The organism is Mucilaginibacter sp. (assembly GCF_039921305.1).
Classification (GTDB): Bacteria; Bacteroidota; Bacteroidia; order Sphingobacteriales; family Sphingobacteriaceae; genus Mucilaginibacter.
On record NZ_JBDSCA010000003.1, the window covers coordinates 45440 to 63285 of the forward strand.

A 17846-nucleotide genomic window follows, 5' to 3' on the forward strand; every position below is an offset into this window, starting at 1 on the left:
ATTTTCATAAATCCGACGTAAGCCTTATATTATTGTTCGATAACATTCTTACCAACCCCTATAAAAACATTATCTCCCAGGGTATTATTATAGGGTGCTACATCCTGCATTACACGTGATGGGTAGCGGTTGGTGTCAAATTTGCCTGTCCAGTCGGCGTTTTTGCTATCACCGATCAGGATGCCTGTTGTACAGTTTTCGATGTGGTTGTTTTTGATAACGCAATCGCTGGCTGCTATGTAGAAACCTATTTCGGCTTTGCCTTTGGCCATGCCGTACATTAAACGGATGCCGGTTTTAACATTGCTGATGTTATTGTGGGTGATGGTGTGGCCTGTTCCGTTCACACGGATACCGCAGGAGCTGCCTTTGATGGTGTTGCTATCTATCAAACAATCGTGCCCGCCGCGCATTACCAGTTCGCCTTCGCAATCTTCAAAGTAATTTTTGGCGATGATGTTCTGGCTGCTTTTGTTGCTGATCACTTCGGGTTCGCCATTGCAACGGATGAAGGTGTTTTCGCGCACGGTGGTTTTAGAAATTGATAGGCCAAGTAAAATTGGATCCTGGCCTATCTGCACACATTCGCCTCCGTTAAAGTTTTTCCATGATACATGGTCCTTGTTTTTAAATATGTTGTTGTTCACCATTGAGTATTGTGGCGAAGATTGTTTAAGGATCCTGATCTGCACTTCCTGATTATCAATGTTCTCGCAGAAAGTGCAATGGTCAACCTGGTTATACTCGCCCGTGCCGGATATCATTACAATAGGCATAAATTGCGATTTTGCAGTATTTTTTGTGAAGGTGCAATTGGTTAGGCGGCAATGTTTGCTGTTGAACAGATCAACCAATACGCCTTCTTTTTTATCTGCTTTGAGGATGTTGCATCCCGTAAAGGTAATACCGCTTAAAACGGTATAAGCGCCTGTTAGCTGGAATATGGGATGATCTGTATCGCCGGTAAAGGTTACTTTGCCTACGGTTTGGGCTTGAATGGTTATGGGTTTGGCAGCTGTTCCGGCAGTGTTAATGGTAATGGACCATGGGGTGTATATACCGTTGGCGATGGTTACATTATCGCCGGCTTTAAGTTGCGCGCTAATGGTGTTAAACTCCTGTTCGTTATGGATAAGATAGTTTTTGCAAATGGCAGCATTAGCGCCCAGTATTAATAGTGCAGTTATGAATAGCTTTTTCATGAAGAGTGGTTAGTCCGCAGGTTTATAATGGTTAAAGTTAAGGGCTTTGTGAGTATGATAGTTGGTGTTTAATAAGCATATTATGAAGCAAAATTGGTATATTTGTAAGAGAGGCAGAATCAGGAATCAAGATGCAATCTGCCTGTCGGCAGACAGGTAATCAAGATAAATGATTGAAAAAAATCTTACTTTATCCCCCCTTAGGGTGATGGAAGATGTATCAGGTAAGATGCCTGCCTGTCGGCAGACAGGGAAGATGTGGAGAGAAAACCTACTTTATCCCCCCTTGTTTTATGTTACTTAAAAAAGTACCCTATATTAATACTCCCAGTGGCGTTTTTAGCACTGAAGTTGGGTTGATTAGACAGGTTTTGCAAGCCCAAGCCGTAGGCAATACCCAGCTCCAGACCGTTATTAAAGCGGAAACCGCCTAAAACGTTTATGCCATAATCAAACCTTTGCAAATCGTTTACACCGCTGCCGAAAGTGACATCGGTTGTTGAGCTTTTTGTAACAGTGCCTGAATTGGATGTGCTTGTGAAGGTTTCGGATTTACCCACTACAGCATAAGCTACATATGGCCCCGCGCCTATAAAAAACTTACCGGCTTTAATTGGGATGTTGTAGAGAGCGTTTACGGGTAATTCGATATAATGAAGCCTTAATACCTGATCATAAAATGTGGCAGTACCGGTACTTGTAGAGTAGGTATAGCTACTGCCCCCACCACCGCCTTTTAAAAAGTACGCAAGCCCCGGCTGAACTGTAAAATTGCCAAATTTGATATCCGCATAAGCACCAATATCTACATTGTTAATACCGCCAGTGCTACTGGTTGTACCATTGTAGTTTTCGAGTAATATGGAATTGCTTATACCTAATTTAAGGCCGAAATTTACTTGTTGAGCGAACGTTAGGTTTGCTGATATGATGATGAGGAGTATTAATAGCGGTTTTTTCATGAATGTGATAGGTTGAGTTGTAAATATGCTATTTATTTTCAACTTATATAGGTAAAGTATTTTAAATATATGGTATGTAGTAAAACTAAATGCCGCAATACTGGTTCTAATATCATTATATACCGATACCAAATTGGGTTATTAACCGCCCTGATTTATTGTTGAAATATGAGTTCAACCCTCCCTGATCTGAATTTTGGCTTGTGCCTTAAAGCACTGTTGGTTTTATTAGTGATAGATATGCTTGCTCCTCCATTGCAGGTTAAGGCACAATTACCTTTTGAAACACAAAAGCTTAGTCAGGCTAAATTGCGCCGGATTGCCAGACGCGATAGTTTGATGGATAAAAAGCATTTCGGGAGGGCCGCGATAGAGCTTGGCGTTGATGAGGTTTTTGTGTGGAGTTTAGACCGGTATATCCGGAATGAAGATTATGCTAAAATATCATTTAAAACAGTAGGCTATAATTTGAACCCGGCGCATTGGGAATGGGATAACGACCCTTTTCAAACTAACCAGTTTGGGCACCCTTACCATGGGAGTTATTATTTCAGCTCGTTCCGTACTAATGGTTATACGTTTTGGGAATCGGTACCGGCGGCATTTGTAGGAAGCTATCTTTGGGAAACCTTCGCTGAAGTGCAGGCACCCGCGCCTAACGATTTTATCAATACCAGCTTTGGCGGGATAGTTTTGGGTGAGATGACATACCGCTTATCCAATAAAATTGTAAACAACCGCAGCCGTGGATTTAAGCGGCAATTAAGTGAGGTATGTGCCTTGCTGGTTAACCCAACTAATGGCTTGAACAGGATAATGGATGGTAAGTGGGGAAAGGTAATGCGCAACTCTAACGAGCGGGATTCGTCAAAAGTAGCCTTTAACATTGATATTGGTGCACGGCGTTTTGGTGTGAATAATACGAACGGAAGTTTTGGCTGGTATGGGCACGCGAGTTTGTTATATGGTACCCCTTATGAAGATTATAAAAAGGCGTTCAGCAATATTATGATCAATGTGGAGATGGGTAAGGATGACAGTTCGAATGTGAATACCGTGAGTGTGTACGGATCATTAGTAGGATGGGAATTGAGCAGGGATAGCAGTATGAAACACCTGGCTATTTTATCAGCAAATTATGATTTTATACGTAACGCGGCCTTTTTTTACAGCGCGCAAAGTGTTAAGATGAACCTGATATCGCAGTTTGTTTTGAGCCGTAAAATTAAGTTTAATACCAATGTTGGCGTTGGGCCTATCCTATTAGCTGCCGTGCCCGATAAGTATCTTTACAAAGGCCGTGATTATGATTATGGTTCGGGGTTATCTGTTAACGGGAGCGGTGGGATCAATTTAGGCGACGCGTTTTTTTATACCATTAATTACCGTGGCGGCTGGGTGAAAACCATTAATGGGAACAATTCGCATTACTTTTTGCACACCGTATCAAACGAGGTTAGGTACGCATTTAATAAGAATTTTGCTTTGGGTGTTGAGCCGGGTTATTTTATACTGAAGGGGCATTATAAAGAACACCCGGAGGTGAATAATACTTACCCTTATGTAAGGGCATCGGTACGGTATAGCGTGACTTTAAAGTAGTGCCCCCGGTGATTTAATTAACCACCGGTGACACTGAGTTTTATTAGAACTTATATCTTACAAAAGCTTCCATGGCTTCGTATTCTGAAAGGCCAAGCTTATCGTAGCGTAGGGCTGTTTCGCGGTTACGATCTTCGGCCCTAACCCAAAATTCACGTGCATCATCTCCCGGGAAAACCGGTAAGTCTTTTTGCGATTGATGCTTGAATATGGCGTTGCGTTTGCGGGTAACCTCTTGCGGTGACAGGGGTACGGCCATTTCAATTTCGTGGGTAGCAAACTCGTGCCATGCGCCGCGGTACATCCATAACCAGCAATCTTTAACCCAGTCTTCGGTAAGCTGTAACCTTTTCAGGGCCGCTAAAATGATGTTGAAGCAAACAATATGCGTACCATGCGGATCGGCAAAATCGCCAGCGGCGAAAATCTGGTGAGGTTTTATAGCCTGGAGCAGATCAATAGTTTGCTGTATATCGGCTTCGTCAACTTTGGCCTTTTGGGTTTTACCGGTTTCGTAAAAAGGTAATGCCATAAAGTGGATATGATCATCGTGCAAACCGGCATAGCGCGCGCCTGATATGGCCTCGCTTTTGCGGATGAAGCCTTTTACATCGCGCACTTCGGGCGTATCAACCTGGTTAGGTTGTTTGGTTAAGAAGAACTTGCGCATGTCTTCGTAAATGCCTTTTAAATGAGTTACATCGTCGCCAATACTGTTGTTAAAGTCTATAGCGAACTCCATGTAGCGGAGTACATCATCATCCCAAACGGCGGTATTGCCTGATGTTTGGTAAGCCACATGCACATCGTGGCCCTGATCAACCAACCTGATAAAAGTACCGCCCATTGATATCACATCATCATCCGGGTGGGGCGAGAATACGATGGAGCGTTTTTTAGCAGGGTTTGCACGCTCTGGCCGCTGGCTGTCATCCGCATTTGGCTTACCTCCGGGCCAACCGGTAATGGTATGTTGGATCTGGTTAAAAATATCGATGTTGATATCGTAAGCCGGACCCTGTTCTACGGCAAGCTGGGCCATGCCGTGGTTGTTATAATCGTCTTCGGTGAGTTTTAGGATGGGTTTATTAACCGCTCCGGCAAGCCAGATAACGGCTTTCTTTTTAAGCGAGTTGGTCCATTCGCAATCCTTAACTAACCAAGGGGTATCAAAGCGGGTTAGGGCCGATGCTGCACCTTCGTCCAGGATAAACTCAACATGATCTGACAGTTGCAGATAGGTAGCAGGTACTTCGCCGGATATTTCACCTTCAACTGCTTTTTTGATAATTGGCGCCTTTTTTTGGCTCCAGGCCATCAGGATAATTTCGCGGGCCTTGAATATGGTGCCTACACCCATGGTAATGGCTTTGGTAGGAACCTTTTCTTTACCACCGAAATCGCGTGAAGCATCGTTACGGGTCAAATCATCCAAAGTAACCAGGCGTGTGCCTGAGTTTGGCGCTGAGCCGGGCTCGTTAAAGCCGATGTGACCGGTACGGCCGATACCCAGGATCTGCATATCCAAGCCACCTAAAGCGGTTATTTTTTGTTCGTACTCGTAGCAATAAGCTTGTATATACTCCTGCTTTAAAGTACCATCCGGAACGTGGATGTTATTTTTATTGATATCGATATGGTTGAATAAGTTCTCGTTCATGAAAGTAACGTAGCTTTGGGCCGCGGTAGGTTTCATGGGGTAGTATTCGTCCAGGTTAAAGGTGATCACGTTTTGGAAGCTCAGGCCTTCTTCTTTGTGTAAGCGTACCAGTTCGGCATATACCGCTATGGGGGTTACACCGGTGGCCAGGCCTAATACAGTTTTTTCGCCTTTTTGCTGCTTGGCGCGGATGAGATCAGCAATGCGTTTTGCTACCGTTACTGAGGCTGTTTTTTGATCGGGGTAAACTTTAACAGCTAATTTTTCAAAACGTGTTTCTTCTAATAAATTTAACCTGGCCATATAATATGATGATGTGCTAAATAAATTTTAAAGGTAGATATTTCAAAATTTAAAACTGCAAACAAACGCATAATTTAAATTATTTATAATATTGAATAAATGTTATCTTAAACCCAAACCCACCGAAGTCATGACTCGCAGAGAAATTTACTTAGTTGCCATAACGGCTTTAATTATGTGTATACCAATGGCTATGATAGCTGGCTACAAGCAACAGGCAGAGATGCCATCAGCGGTATTTGATTGGAATGACATTAAAGTAACTAAAACCAAAACAGGCGAAAAACGGCAATTTTTTGATTCGCCGACAAAAACTCTGAATAACCTGGAGTGCCATGTGAGCACACTTAATGTAGGCGAAATTGCACACCCGCCACATCAGCATCCCGAAGAAGAACTCACCATTGTAAAGGAAGGAACTGTTGAGGTTTTAGTAAATGGAGAATTGAAACGTGCCGGAGCAGGTTCGGTCATTTTCCAGGCGGCTAATACTTTGCATAATATTAAGAATGTAGGTGCAGGTACCGCAACCTATTATGCTTTGAAATGGAGGACGGATAAAACGGAGAAAGTGGTTAAATAATCATGTCATTTCAAACGAAGTACGAAATGACATGATTATTTGATGTGTTATTTCAAAGCAAACTGAACCGCGTATTGCGTTAGCTGCCCACCAGTTGTGGTGTGTGGGCTATTGGCTACAACTATACGATATTTAAATGTTGCCGATTCGCCGATATTTAGGTGCAGATTTTTAACTGATTTTCCCTTGGTGAATATTTGCTCACCTAAAGGGTTGGCGGCAAACAGGCCATAGCCGCGTGCATGCCAAAAGGTTGGATAATTGGTGTTTCCGGGATGGTCGATAATGCTGATACTTATTGAATCTTTACCCATTTTACCGTATACCTTGCACCATACTGCACGGCTCGACCAGGCATCGTTACCATGTTTACCTGCGCTGGTGATGTAATTGCCATTGGCTACATGATCTGTACCAGCTTTTACTATGGTTACATTGCCTTTGTTATCGGTAAACTTCTGATCTTCGGTGGCGGGCATTTGCAGGGCATGGGCCAATCGCAAGCCTAAAAGTCCATCTTTAGCATCGAAGAATGTGGCATCTTTAACAGCCTTTAAAACCGTTACGCGATCTATAACCCGCTCATTTTCGTTGCCGCTAAATTCGAGATGTGTGGTTTCTTTCAGTATCACGTTGTTTTGCTGATCTGTCCAGTTGGCATGGTAGGTTAGTTTACCGGTTGTGCCATCAGCGGTTTCCAGTATCTTATCGGTTTTTACCCAGCCGTAATCTTTCTTTTTCTCAGGCTTAATGGCGTAAGAGTTATTCCAGAAATCAAGCTTATTCAGGTTTTCATAGTTGAACCAGATACCGATGTGGTGCGGGTGATCAGTCGGGTCGCCGGGCTGTGGGTTTAATGGGAAGCCACGGGTAACCACGGTTCCGTTTGCCGCATGCACAGGATATAGTACCGGTTTCTCTAAACTATCGGGATACAAAAAACTGGTGAAGGGCTTGCCGCCGATCAAGATATCGATTTTGTTTTGATTCTTTTGCTTAATCACTTTTACCTGCTGCGGCTTTTGAGCCATTACGCCAGTGACTGCTATAATGCTTATTAATCCGGTTAAATTTAGTTTCATTATCGTAATATTAAAATTTAAACACTTTGCCATCGGCCATTACTTCCTGTGTTTTTTCGTCGAAGGTAACTTTGGCTCCGGTATGAACGGCGGCATTGGTCATGATGGTGGCGATGGAGTGGCTGTAACCTGCTTCAACTGGGGCATGTGGTTGTTTGCGGCTGCGGACGCATTCCATCCAGTTGCGCACGTGGTTTGATGTGAGCTTATCGCCGCCAGTGTTGGCCGATACTACGGCTGCTTCGGTGTTACTTAGCGCAACCTCGGGTAATAAATTAGCTTTCATATCCATGGCTTTTGCCATTTTATCCGTAAGGCCACCTTTTGGAGATACCATGTTGGTATTGAGGTTCAGCTCGCCTCCGTTTGAATAATAGATCTCGGCCGGGTGCTCATCGCCATTATGCATGCGTGAGCCGAATGTCACCTGGAAACCATTTGAAGCATCGTCCAACGGGCCATAATCAAATACTGCCGAAATGGTATCCCAGTTTTTACGGCCATCTTTCCAGGCGTAAATGCCGCCATTGGCTACTACGCTGCGCGGATGTTTAAGGCCGCTGAACCAGTGTACAGTATCAATCTGGTGACTCATCCATTGTCCCGGCAAACCGGATGAATAGGGCCAAAACAAACGGAACTCCAAGTACTTCCTCGGGTCAAACGTATCGTTAGGGCGGTTGATCAAAAATCGCTTCCAATCGGTATCGGCTTCTTTTAACATCGGCACAACATCGGGCCTGCGCCAGCGGCCGGGCTGGTTCACGTTCCAGCTAAGTTCTACCATCGTAATGGGCCCAAACTTTCCTGATTTAATAAACTCCTCGGCGGCCATATAGTTTGAGCCGCTTCGCCTTTGCGAGCCAATTTGTACGATCCTGTCGCTCGCTTTAATTACTTTGAACGCATAGCGATTATCTTCCATGGTTTCGGCAAAGGGTTTTTCTACGTAAGCGTCGCAACCCGCTTTAACGGCTTCGGCGGCATGGTAAGCATGCTGAAAATCGGCGGTACTGATAAAAACAGCATCCACCAGCTTTTTGCTATAGAGTTCATCGTTGTTGCGGCAGGCTACGATATCGTGGCCCATTTTTTCTTTCCACGCGGCGGCGCCTTCTTCGCGGCGGCGGTTCCAGATGTCGGATACGGCTACCACATCAAAGTTCAATTCTTTGTAGTGGTTCATAAAGCAGGGGATGTGTGTGCTTTTATGCCTGTCGGAAAAACCGACCACTCCTACGCGTACCCTATCGTTTGCACCCATAATACGGCTGTAACTTTTGGCCGACCAGCTAACCTTTGATGCCAACAAACCGGCAGTAACCAGTGCCGATTGCTTAATGAATTTGCGACGAGAATCTTCCATTAGAATAGATTTTTAATGAGGTTTATTATTTCAATTCTTTGATTTTGATGCTGCGGTAGGTAACCTGGTTGCCATGATCCTGAAAAAGCAAATGGCCTTGTTTAGCTAAACCGAAGTTGGGCCAAATTTTGTATTTGCTTATCGCTACGGCATCATTAAACGTTTTAGAGCCGCGCGTGTACTCCAATACTTTAACGCCGTTTAAATAATGCTCAACCCGGTTATCCGGGTACACTACCACGCGGCCGGTATTCCATTGGCCAATGGGGTGTATAAAGCGTTTGGGTTTGGTGGATGGAAAAAGATCATAGAGGGATGCCAGTGTACGATCGCCGTTAAGGCCCAATTTGGCATCGGGGTGCAGTTCATCATCTAAAACCTGATACTCTAAACCAATGCTTGATCCTTCTGTTTTATCAGCCAGGGTTACAAAATATTTTACACCGCTGTTGGCTCCGGGTGTAAGTTTAAATTCGAACGAAAGATCAAACGCGCCGAACTGTTTTGTGGTTACAATATCACCGCCGTTTTGGGCTTCTTTACCCTCGGAGGCTAAAACCATTAAGGTACCGTTGCCTATTTGCCAGCCTTTGGCGGGGAAGGCTGTTCCTTTGGCGCTGATCCAGCCGGTTGAGGATTTGCCATCGAACAATAAATTCCAGCCGTGCTGTTTTTCGTAGTTGCTGAGATAATTGGATACATTGTTAACCACGTAAATATTTGCCGGGAACGGCGTTGATTTTAAGTTGGTGGTTTGTATTTTGATGTTTTTGAAATATACCTTTTTGCCCTCCTGCTCTTTTGTGGTAACGGCGTGTACTTGTAAGCCGATAAAGCCGGTTTTATCAACAGTGTCAATCACGTAAGCAACGGGGATGTTGTTGATCCAGGTTTTCATTTCGCGGCCAATGCATTCTATTTTGATGTGGTTGTATTCGCCTACTTTGAATGCTGTTTTTGCTTGGGGGTTCAAGTCTAATGGGTATAACCAATCGCGGCGCGCTTCATCATAGATACCACCAGACCATGCACGTTCTGATGGGTCAATTTCTACCTGGCGACCATAAACTTTGCCGGTATGCCCATTAGTGTTGAAATGACTGCGGGTTTGTATACCTGAATTGCTGAGTGTACTTTCTATTTTGGCATCCAGTTCTAAAACAAAATCGCCGTATTCTTTTTCGGTAACCAGGAATGAATTGCCAGAGTTCATTACGGTTGCACCTACAATGGTGCCGTCCTCGGCTTTGTAATCGGCTTTGCCGGCCAATTGTTTCCAACCGTTCAGTGTTTTACCATCGAACAGGCTTTTCCAGGTTTGGGCATGTAATTGAGAGGATAGGGCGCACAATAAAATGCATAGCACAACAAGGTTGCTTTTTTTCATAACAAGGCAGATAAATTTGAAGAATAACTTAGGTAAGTAAATGTAATAAATACTTAATTAAATGCTTGTTAACGCAACACTTTATTTATCAGTGTTATTTACATCATTGTATTCTTAATTGTCGGTTTTTTTAGGCTTTGGTGAAGATAGCCTGTAAAAGGGTTTGTCCTTTTTGGGGGAAAATTTTTGAACCAAAGTATTGGGCAGTATGTCTTTTACTTTATCCCAAAGGGTACTTACTGTTTTATCGTTCACGAGGCCAGATGCCTTATGGGAAAGTAAACCAATCAAAGACTTAACAAGGAAACTTGATTTGCGGAACAGTGTTTTATTGAGTGTGAGGGGCAATAGAAATTTGGAGAGCCAGGCGGTAATGTCTTTTCCCGGCAAGGTAAGAGTGCCGGCATTTTTACCTTTGAATAGTGAAGTAATAGTCCCCAAGATGGCTCGGGGACTATTGAAGCGTTGTTTGATACTCGTTTCCTGTTGGGATGTGATGCCCTTTAACCTAACGATTTCGAGCTTCAGATCCGTTTGATTTTTGATCGTAACATCCATAGTAATGGTATTATTGCTTGCCACCCGTAAACATGGAAAAGATCCAGAAGATAATACCTATAACCACTAATATGGCTATTATACCAACAACGGCACCGGCTTTAAATATACCTGTGATAACAGAACAACTGCTTAGAACTACCATAAGCAGGAGCATTAAGGGCACTATGTGTAATTTTTTCATGTTGAAATTTATTAGTTTTAAAAGTGATAAAGATACCGGGAAGGGTATTTGTTGAATTTATTTTCCCCGATAATTTCATATAGATATAAAAGCAGTATTTGGTATGGATTGTTTTAGTTGAATAAAATTTTAACTCAAACAGAAATAGGAGAGAGTGGCTCATTAAATAGATAGTTTTTTTTGATAAATAATGTAAACATATATTGTTAATGAGATGTTAACCCAATATGAGCGATGAGGTATATCTTTTATTGACTGGGGCAGATGGATCGCCGGATATTATATTTTCGCGCAATACGGAGCTGAAGATAAAAGTGTTTTGCCTTAACAATATCAAATATGAAGCCGAACCTAATGAGATACAGCTTTATGGATACATTAAAGGTGCGCTGATGGTTTTTGAAACGGTAAACATTAAGGCTGATGACGCTTTGGATATGATACACGCTATTAGATGGTACGCCAATTACATGGGATACCCGGAAATGGAGATATTACCCGATGACCCCAGCGTTGATAGGGAGATTGCGGTTTGATAAATACCGAACACTGAATTATAAGATTGGATATTCGAAATTCAGTATTCGATATTAGTATTTACCCTTCTGTTTAAAAACTCTTACATAAATGCTTCCCACCATTTATTGATATAGCCTTTGCCATTGTAGGTGTAGGTTTCGCCCGGAGCGGGTAATAGTAAATCGATATTCTTTTCCGTTGCGCAATCTATAACACGTTCGGCGGGATATGTCCAGGTGTGGAAAGCTAAGTTGAATGTTCCCCAGTGGATGGGCATCATGATGGTTGATTTGAGTGCCAGTTGGGCATCGGTAGCATTATCGGGTCCCATGTGAATGTCCTGCCAAAGATCATTATAAGCGCCTACTTCAAGCATGCTGATATCAAAGGGTCCAAGCTTTTCTCCGATCTCTTTGAATAGCGGGTGGATGCCCGAATCGGCACCGTAATACACGTTGTGTATGGGGCCCTTGATGGCGTATGATGCCCAAAGGGTTTGGTTGCGGTTAAACATGCTCCGGCCCGAAAAGTGGCGTGCTGGCGCCGCGGTTATTTTAAAGCCATCGCCTAAATCCAGCTCCTGCCACCAATCAAACTCTGTGATCTGTTGTTTGGGGATTCCCCATTTTTCCAGTATCGGGCCAACGCCTAACGATGTGTAAAATGGAGTTCCCTTTTTGGACAGCTCAATCACGGTTTTATCATCGAGGTGATCGTAATGATCGTGCGAGATAATGATCCCGTCAAGGTGCGGCATCTTATCCAGTGGAATTGGCGCGGAGAAAAAGCGTTTCGGCCCGGCAAATTGCACGGGTGATGCAGCGCGATAAACCGGATCGGTTAAAAAACGTTTGCCATCAATTTCAATAAGCAACCCTGAATGGCCGAGCCAGGTTATGCGTAATTCTTCGGCGGGCAATTTGTATAGCTTATCATAATCAACCGGGAAAGGGCCGGGAGTTTTGGCTGGTTTGGTGTTGGGGTGTTTTTTTAGAGCTTCGGCAATAAGCTTCATCATGTTGCCATCACCGCCGCTTTTGGTTGGGATGGGGTTTACAAATACTTTTCCGTTGAAATTGGGTGACGAATACATAGCGTTATAGTAATGCTTCGAAAGTAATTTAATTAGATTGACATATAAAGAGGTTTTAGTCATGCCAAAGTATTTATTCGGTTGATTGAAACCAGAGTAATAAAATTTGTGTTAAAATTGGATCATACTACAAAAACAACTATGTCACATCTTTTTAGTCCGCTAAGTATTCGTGGTATTGAACTTAAAAATAGGGTAACGGTATCGCCTATGTGCGAATATTCGAGCACGGATGGTTTTGCCAACGATTGGCATCTGGTACATTTAGGCGCTTTTGCTACCGGCGGCGCTGGTTTAATTATTACCGAAGCTACGGCAATATCGCCGGAAGGCAGAATTTCACCTTCAGATCTGGGGATCTGGAAGGATGAGCATATTGAGATGCTGGAGCGGATTACTACATTCATCCATCAACAGGGTGCAATTGCTGGTGTACAATTGGCACATGCAGGGCGTAAAGCAAGCCATGCTGAACCCTGGAATGGTGGCAAGCAAATACCTGTATTAAGCGGCGGTTGGCAAACGGTATCGGCAAGTGGGTTGGCTTTTACCGATGGCGAAGAGAAACCTTTGGAGTTAGATAAAGATGGCATTAACAAAGTAATTGAAGATTTTAAAGAAGCTACCTACCGATCCATAAAAGTGGGTTTTAAGGTGATAGAGATACATGCGGCACATGGTTATTTACTGCATCAGTTTTTATCGCCTTTGAGTAATGTGCGTAATGATGAATACGGAGGTTCGTTCGAAAACCGTATCCGTTTGCTGCTTGAAGTAACTGATGCGGTTAGAAATGCATGGCCTGCTGAATATCCTTTGTTTGTACGGATATCTGCTACGGATTGGACTCCGGGTGGCTGGACGGAGTACGACTCGGTAGCTTTAGCAACCATCCTGAAAGATAAAGGTGTTGACCTGATAGATTGCTCGACAGGAGGAAATGTTGCTAAAGCCAAAATTCCGGTTGGGCCGGGATATCAGGTTGAGTTTGCCGAAAAGGTTAAAAAGGAAACAGGACTTTTGACCGGAACTGTTGGTATGATCACTACACCGGAGCAAGCTGATCAGATCATCCAAACCGAACAGGCCGACCTGGTTCTACTTGCCCGTGAGCATTTACGCGATCCGCATTTTGCTTTGCGTGCCGCGCATGTTTTAGGCCACGAGGTTAAATGGCCTTTACAGTACGAAAGAGCAAAATGGTAACCTAAAGTTTAAATACAAATCACTAATTTCATCCTATCAAATAAACTAAAATCATAACAATGAAACGTACTGCAAAAGCACACTGGAATGGCACTTTACAAGCCGGAGCCGGAAAAATTTCAACCCAAAGCACCGTGTTGAATGATACTCAGTTTTCTTTCAAAACCCGTTTTTCCGACGGCGTGGGTACCAATCCGGAAGAATTAATTGCTGCCGCTCACGCTGGTTGCTTTACTATGGCTGTTGGCGCTGCTTTAACACAAGCTGGTTTTACACCTAATGATTTGGATACCGAAGCTGTCCTTGACCTGGATATGGTTGCTTTATCAATCACCGGGATTCATTTAGAATTAAAAGCATCAGCAATTGATGGTGTTGATAATGCCAAATTTCAAGAGATTGCCGAAGGCGCTAAAGCGAATTGCATCATATCAAAAGCATTGAACGTGCCTATTACTTTAACTGCTACTTACGCCGGGTAGTTGTTATAGATCGTATTAAAGGGTGAAGCATGATAAATGTTTCGCCCTTTTTTTATAACCTTTGTTATATGACGATTTTTGATCAGATCATGATTGGCTCGGGAGTGTGCTGGACGTTGACTTACCTGCTCATCATCCGCCGGGGAATAATGGACATGAGCTATGGTATGCCTGCCGCTGCGCTATTCGCTAATTTGGCCTGGGAAACTATTTACTCTTTCGTACTACCACATGCGGCTCCGCAATTGATAATTGATAGGGTATGGTTCGCGTTTGATGTGATGATCTTATTGCAATACCTGCGCTTTGGCCCGGTACTAAAACGTGTACAAAGAACCTGGACCTTTTACCTTGAGTTTATATTAGGCTTCGCTTTGGCTTGTTTGCTCATCGTGTTTTTGAGCGATGCCTTAAAGGATAAGTATGGGGCCTACGCGGCTTTCGGGCAAAATTTGATGATGTCGGTAATGTTTATTGTTATGTTACGGGAGCGAAAATCTGTTGATGGGCAAAGTATATATATTGCATTATTTAAGTGTTTGGGTACTTTGCTGGCTTCGATCGCTTTTTATACGCAGACTAAAACTTATAGCCAGTCGCCATTAATGCAGTTGCTGTTTGTGGCTATTTTTGTTTACGATATATTATATATAGTGTTGCTCTACAGAGAATTGAAGTTGAGGAGGATTAGGCCGTTTAGAAGGATTTGATTTGGAATTATACTGATTTACATGGCGATTTCACCGATTGGTACAAACAAAAATGGGATGCGAATATTCGCATCCCATTTTTGTTCTTTAAGTTATTCTACCTTATTTCTTGATAAAAGAATACACAACGTAGCCATTGCTGGTAACAGGTACTTTCAATGTCATGGTTGAAGCATCAACCTGGCCTATTGTTAAGCGGTAACCATCGTTAATGTTTTTGGCTTTATCACCTTCGTAAACCTTTTTGAATTGGAAGTTTGGTTGTACGCCGCCACCCGGGTTATAGTACGACCAGTAGATGGTTTGCGATGTACCATCAGGCAGGGTATATAAGCCATTACCACTATTGGTTAATTGCCATGTACTGCCTACAAAAGCATTCGGTGATGCCTGATCGAATACTTTAGATACAGCTGCGCCAATAATGCCATCATAAGTTACGTTGGTGATTGTCCAGGTGCCTACAAAGCGGCTACGATCTACACCGGCCGTTTTATTAACCACAGAACAACTGGTGGCTAATATGATCACTGTTAGAAATGTGATGCTAATTTGAAATAAACGTTTCATAAAATTAAATTATTAAGGTTGATTGAATTTACAAGCAGAAACCCTGCCAAAGATAATCAGTCGGGCTTAATCTTGTTAATTTAAGTATTAATGATTGAGTAGACTTAGATGTATATTTTGAGTTATCTGCTATCTGGGTCAGTATTATTATAGGATCGCGCAATTTATTTGATTGTGATTTAAACGTATTGATTCAATTTTCTACCGTTCATGACTACGCATGTTATCAGTACTTTAGGTAAATAAAGGTTGTTATCTAAGCGTAATTTAGTTGATGTAAAATGTTATTAATCAATAATTTAAATTGTTTTTTGAGGTTTTTTTTTAAGTATTTAGGACAAGCTATGTTTGGTAAATATGATTCGGACCCTGAAGGATAACCTGCCCGATCAGGTCGATACGATATTTAAATAGATCTAAACTTATCATAATGAAACAAAATCTAACCCATAATTTATTGAGTAAAGCAGTGGTCATTTTTATGCTGATGCTTTGTGTTATGCAGGCATCGGCACAAAAGCCTAAGTTTAAAGTGATCGCTTTTTATACCGGTAAGGATGATTTGGCACATGTGAGCTTTGTGCATGAGGCTAACCAGTGGTTCCCCCGGATGGCAGCTAAATACAAATTTAGTTACGATTCCACTGCTAACTGGAACAATATGAACGCCGCATTTTTGGCTCAATACCAGGTGATACTGTTTTTAGATACACGGCCCGAGCAGCCGGAACAGCGTGCGGCCTTTGAAATTTTTATGCGGAATGGCGGATCGTGGATGGGTTTTCACTTTTCGGCATTTGCTTTAACGCCATCGGCCTTTAACCAGGATTGGGATTGGTATCATAACGAATTTATAGGCGCTGGCCAATATGGCAGCAATACATGGAGGCCAACATCGGCAGTGCTAAGGGTTGAAGATAAGAAACATCCGGCAACTAAAGGTTTGCCAGCAACCTTTAAATCGGCACCAAATGAATGGTATCGTTGGGAGAAGGATCTGACTAAAAACCCGGATATAGATATCCTGTTGGCTATTGATTCTACGAGTTTCCCTTTAGGAACCGGGCCTAAACAACACGAGATATGGCATAGCGGTTATTACCCCGTAGCTTGGTCAAATAAAAATTATAACATGGTTTATGTGAATATGGGCCATAACGATATGGATTATGAGCACAAGTACGATAAAACCAACAAAACGTTATCGCACACTTTTGATAGCGAAGGCGCAAGCCAGTTTATTATGAACGGTTTGATATGGTTAGGAAGCAAGAAAAAGGCAACTCAATAATATGAACCGGTTCCACTTTTATTATTATCAATACTTATATCGGCAGCAGCTAACGCAGGGTTTTTTTAAAGGCCCTCGGTAGGCTAATTACCGATGAAAAAGGTAATGAAAGTTATTTACGAGGCATGCCTGGATAATCAATGTGTTAATTTCTCAATCGGATTAAGAAATTTAATTTAAAAATGATACCTTTGCGGCGAAAATTATTTCTTGAAAATCAGCGTGTTAATGGCTTTCAATGGGAATAATCAATAAGCATCATGAAAAAAATTGTAGATTACAGAAAGTTACTGGGTGTAACGGAAGCCGCTGAGTTAAAAGATTTAAAGACTATTTACCGCAACCTGATGAAGGATTGGCACCCGGATAAATTTCAGGATAGCCATGAGCAAAAGCAAGAGGCGGAAGAAAAAAGTAAGACCATTATTGAGGCTTACCACTTTTTAGTGAGCATAGCGCCCGAAACACGTCAACTAAATTTAGCTGAATATACTGAAACCACTACCACTTCTAATATTGCTGATTTTGAGTACAAATCGCAAACTCTGCAAGTGTTCTTTTTAGATGGTAGCAGCTATGAGTATTTCGATGTGCCTAAAGCAACCTATGTAAAGCTGGTTAATGCCGATTCGCCGGGGCGTTTTGCCCGCAGGCATATATTCAATTCTTTTGTTTACCGCAATGTTGTTAGACGCGAGGTTGTTGCCGCTTAATTAAGCGGTTTGTATGATATTAAAATGCCTGCTGGTTTAAGCGGGCATTTTTTGTTTTCAGCGGTTATTAATTTATGTTGATAATTTGATTATTTATATCAATTTAGCTTTATTTTTACTTTTTTTACTAAGAAAAGGAGTGCGCGATATAAAAATTTAATTAATTTGGCTATTTATGCTATGGGATAATAACAGAATAATTTTATCTTCGTGAGTGAATATTAAATAATTTTTAAGCAATTTAAGCAAAATATACAATGAAAATAGCAGTAGTAGGCACGGGCTATGTAGGCTTGGTAACAGGAACATGTTTAGCCGAGACGGGTAACCAGGTTATCTGTGTAGACATCAATGCCGAGAAAGTAAAGATGAT

The 17846-nt window shown here is 42.4% G+C and carries 19 protein-coding genes; 9 read left to right on the forward strand and 10 right to left on the reverse strand.

What is annotated here, in order from left to right; translation table 11 throughout:
- Window positions 1-29: 29 nt before the first annotated feature.
- The gene (locus ABIN91_RS00250) at window positions 30-1202 is read right to left on the reverse strand and encodes a chondroitinase-B domain-containing protein (protein WP_348047196.1); all 1173 of its coding nucleotides are present in this window, start codon (window positions 1200-1202) and stop codon (window positions 30-32) included.
- 296 nt (window positions 1203-1498) lie between these two features.
- A complete protein-coding gene (locus ABIN91_RS00255; protein ID WP_348047198.1) occupies window positions 1499-2164 on the reverse strand; it encodes an outer membrane beta-barrel protein in 666 nt (221 codons plus the stop codon).
- A gap of 168 nt (window positions 2165-2332) precedes the next feature.
- Between ABIN91_RS00255 and ABIN91_RS00260 the strand changes: the two genes are divergently transcribed.
- Window positions 2333-3766, forward strand: coding sequence for a DUF3943 domain-containing protein (locus tag ABIN91_RS00260; protein ID WP_348047200.1), 1434 nt, complete (start codon window positions 2333-2335; stop codon window positions 3764-3766).
- Between the two features lie 43 nt (window positions 3767-3809).
- Here the strand turns inward: ABIN91_RS00260 and nagB are convergent, their stop codons facing one another.
- Window positions 3810-5729 (reverse strand): glucosamine-6-phosphate deaminase, encoded by a 1920-nt coding sequence (gene nagB / locus ABIN91_RS00265; protein WP_348047202.1) that lies wholly within the window; start codon window positions 5727-5729, stop codon window positions 3810-3812.
- A gap of 130 nt (window positions 5730-5859) precedes the next feature.
- Between nagB and ABIN91_RS00270 the strand changes: the two genes are divergently transcribed.
- Complete coding sequence (locus ABIN91_RS00270) at window positions 5860-6312, forward strand: cupin domain-containing protein (protein ID WP_348047204.1); 453 nt, start codon at window positions 5860-5862, stop codon at window positions 6310-6312.
- A 47-nt stretch (window positions 6313-6359) separates the two neighbouring features.
- On the opposite strand, the gene ABIN91_RS00275 is transcribed toward ABIN91_RS00270, so the two are convergent.
- The 5 genes from ABIN91_RS00275 to ABIN91_RS00295 all read right to left on the reverse strand — a co-directional run bounded on the left by ABIN91_RS00275 (window position 6360) and on the right by ABIN91_RS00295 (window position 10889).
- Entirely contained in the window at window positions 6360-7394 is a 1035-nt protein-coding gene (locus ABIN91_RS00275) for a PmoA family protein (RefSeq protein ID WP_348047206.1), read from the reverse strand.
- A 10-nt stretch (window positions 7395-7404) separates the two neighbouring features.
- Window positions 7405-8760: a Gfo/Idh/MocA family oxidoreductase gene (locus ABIN91_RS00280; RefSeq protein WP_348047208.1), complete on the reverse strand. Its 1356-nt coding sequence runs from the start codon at window positions 8758-8760 to the stop codon at window positions 7405-7407.
- 25 nt (window positions 8761-8785) lie between these two features.
- Complete coding sequence (locus ABIN91_RS00285; RefSeq protein ID WP_348047210.1) at window positions 8786-10147, reverse strand: DUF1080 domain-containing protein; 1362 nt, start codon at window positions 10145-10147, stop codon at window positions 8786-8788.
- A gap of 114 nt (window positions 10148-10261) precedes the next feature.
- On the reverse strand, window positions 10262-10729 hold the full coding sequence (locus ABIN91_RS00290) for a hypothetical protein (protein ID WP_348047212.1): 468 nt from the start codon (window positions 10727-10729) through the stop codon (window positions 10262-10264).
- Window positions 10716-10889 (reverse strand): hypothetical protein, encoded by a 174-nt coding sequence (locus ABIN91_RS00295; protein ID WP_348047217.1) that lies wholly within the window; start codon window positions 10887-10889, stop codon window positions 10716-10718. The genes ABIN91_RS00290 and ABIN91_RS00295 overlap by 14 nt, the downstream gene beginning before the upstream one ends.
- A gap of 227 nt (window positions 10890-11116) precedes the next feature.
- On the opposite strand from ABIN91_RS00295, the gene ABIN91_RS00300 reads away from it, so the two are divergent.
- Window positions 11117-11425 (forward strand): hypothetical protein, encoded by a 309-nt coding sequence (locus ABIN91_RS00300; RefSeq protein WP_348047219.1) that lies wholly within the window; start codon window positions 11117-11119, stop codon window positions 11423-11425.
- 83 nt (window positions 11426-11508) lie between these two features.
- Here ABIN91_RS00300 and ABIN91_RS00305 read toward each other — a convergent pair whose 3' ends face one another.
- Entirely contained in the window at window positions 11509-12564 is a 1056-nt protein-coding gene (locus ABIN91_RS00305; protein WP_348047221.1) for an MBL fold metallo-hydrolase, read from the reverse strand.
- Window positions 12565-12642: 78 nt separating this feature from the next.
- On the opposite strand from ABIN91_RS00305, the gene ABIN91_RS00310 reads away from it, so the two are divergent.
- From ABIN91_RS00310 to ABIN91_RS00320, 3 genes are all read left to right on the forward strand, one after another.
- Window positions 12643-13707 (forward strand): NADH:flavin oxidoreductase/NADH oxidase, encoded by a 1065-nt coding sequence (locus ABIN91_RS00310; RefSeq protein WP_348047223.1) that lies wholly within the window; start codon window positions 12643-12645, stop codon window positions 13705-13707.
- A gap of 59 nt (window positions 13708-13766) precedes the next feature.
- Complete coding sequence (locus ABIN91_RS00315; protein WP_348047225.1) at window positions 13767-14189, forward strand: OsmC family protein; 423 nt, start codon at window positions 13767-13769, stop codon at window positions 14187-14189.
- A 68-nt stretch (window positions 14190-14257) separates the two neighbouring features.
- The gene (locus ABIN91_RS00320; RefSeq protein ID WP_348047228.1) at window positions 14258-14899 is read left to right on the forward strand and encodes a hypothetical protein; all 642 of its coding nucleotides are present in this window, start codon (window positions 14258-14260) and stop codon (window positions 14897-14899) included.
- Between the two features lie 102 nt (window positions 14900-15001).
- Here ABIN91_RS00320 and ABIN91_RS00325 read toward each other — a convergent pair whose 3' ends face one another.
- A complete protein-coding gene (locus ABIN91_RS00325; RefSeq protein WP_348047230.1) occupies window positions 15002-15469 on the reverse strand; it encodes a hypothetical protein in 468 nt (155 codons plus the stop codon).
- A gap of 430 nt (window positions 15470-15899) precedes the next feature.
- Here ABIN91_RS00325 and ABIN91_RS00330 point away from each other — a divergent pair, with 430 nt between their 5' ends.
- The 3 genes from ABIN91_RS00330 to ABIN91_RS00340 form a co-directional block, all read left to right on the forward strand.
- The gene (locus ABIN91_RS00330) at window positions 15900-16760 is read left to right on the forward strand and encodes a ThuA domain-containing protein (RefSeq protein WP_348047232.1); all 861 of its coding nucleotides are present in this window, start codon (window positions 15900-15902) and stop codon (window positions 16758-16760) included.
- Between the two features lie 260 nt (window positions 16761-17020).
- Window positions 17021-17473 (forward strand): KTSC domain-containing protein, encoded by a 453-nt coding sequence (locus ABIN91_RS00335; protein WP_348047234.1) that lies wholly within the window; start codon window positions 17021-17023, stop codon window positions 17471-17473.
- Between the two features lie 257 nt (window positions 17474-17730).
- A partial coding sequence (locus ABIN91_RS00340) for a hypothetical protein (RefSeq protein WP_348047236.1) occupies window positions 17731-17846 on the forward strand: 116 nt, incomplete at its 3' end.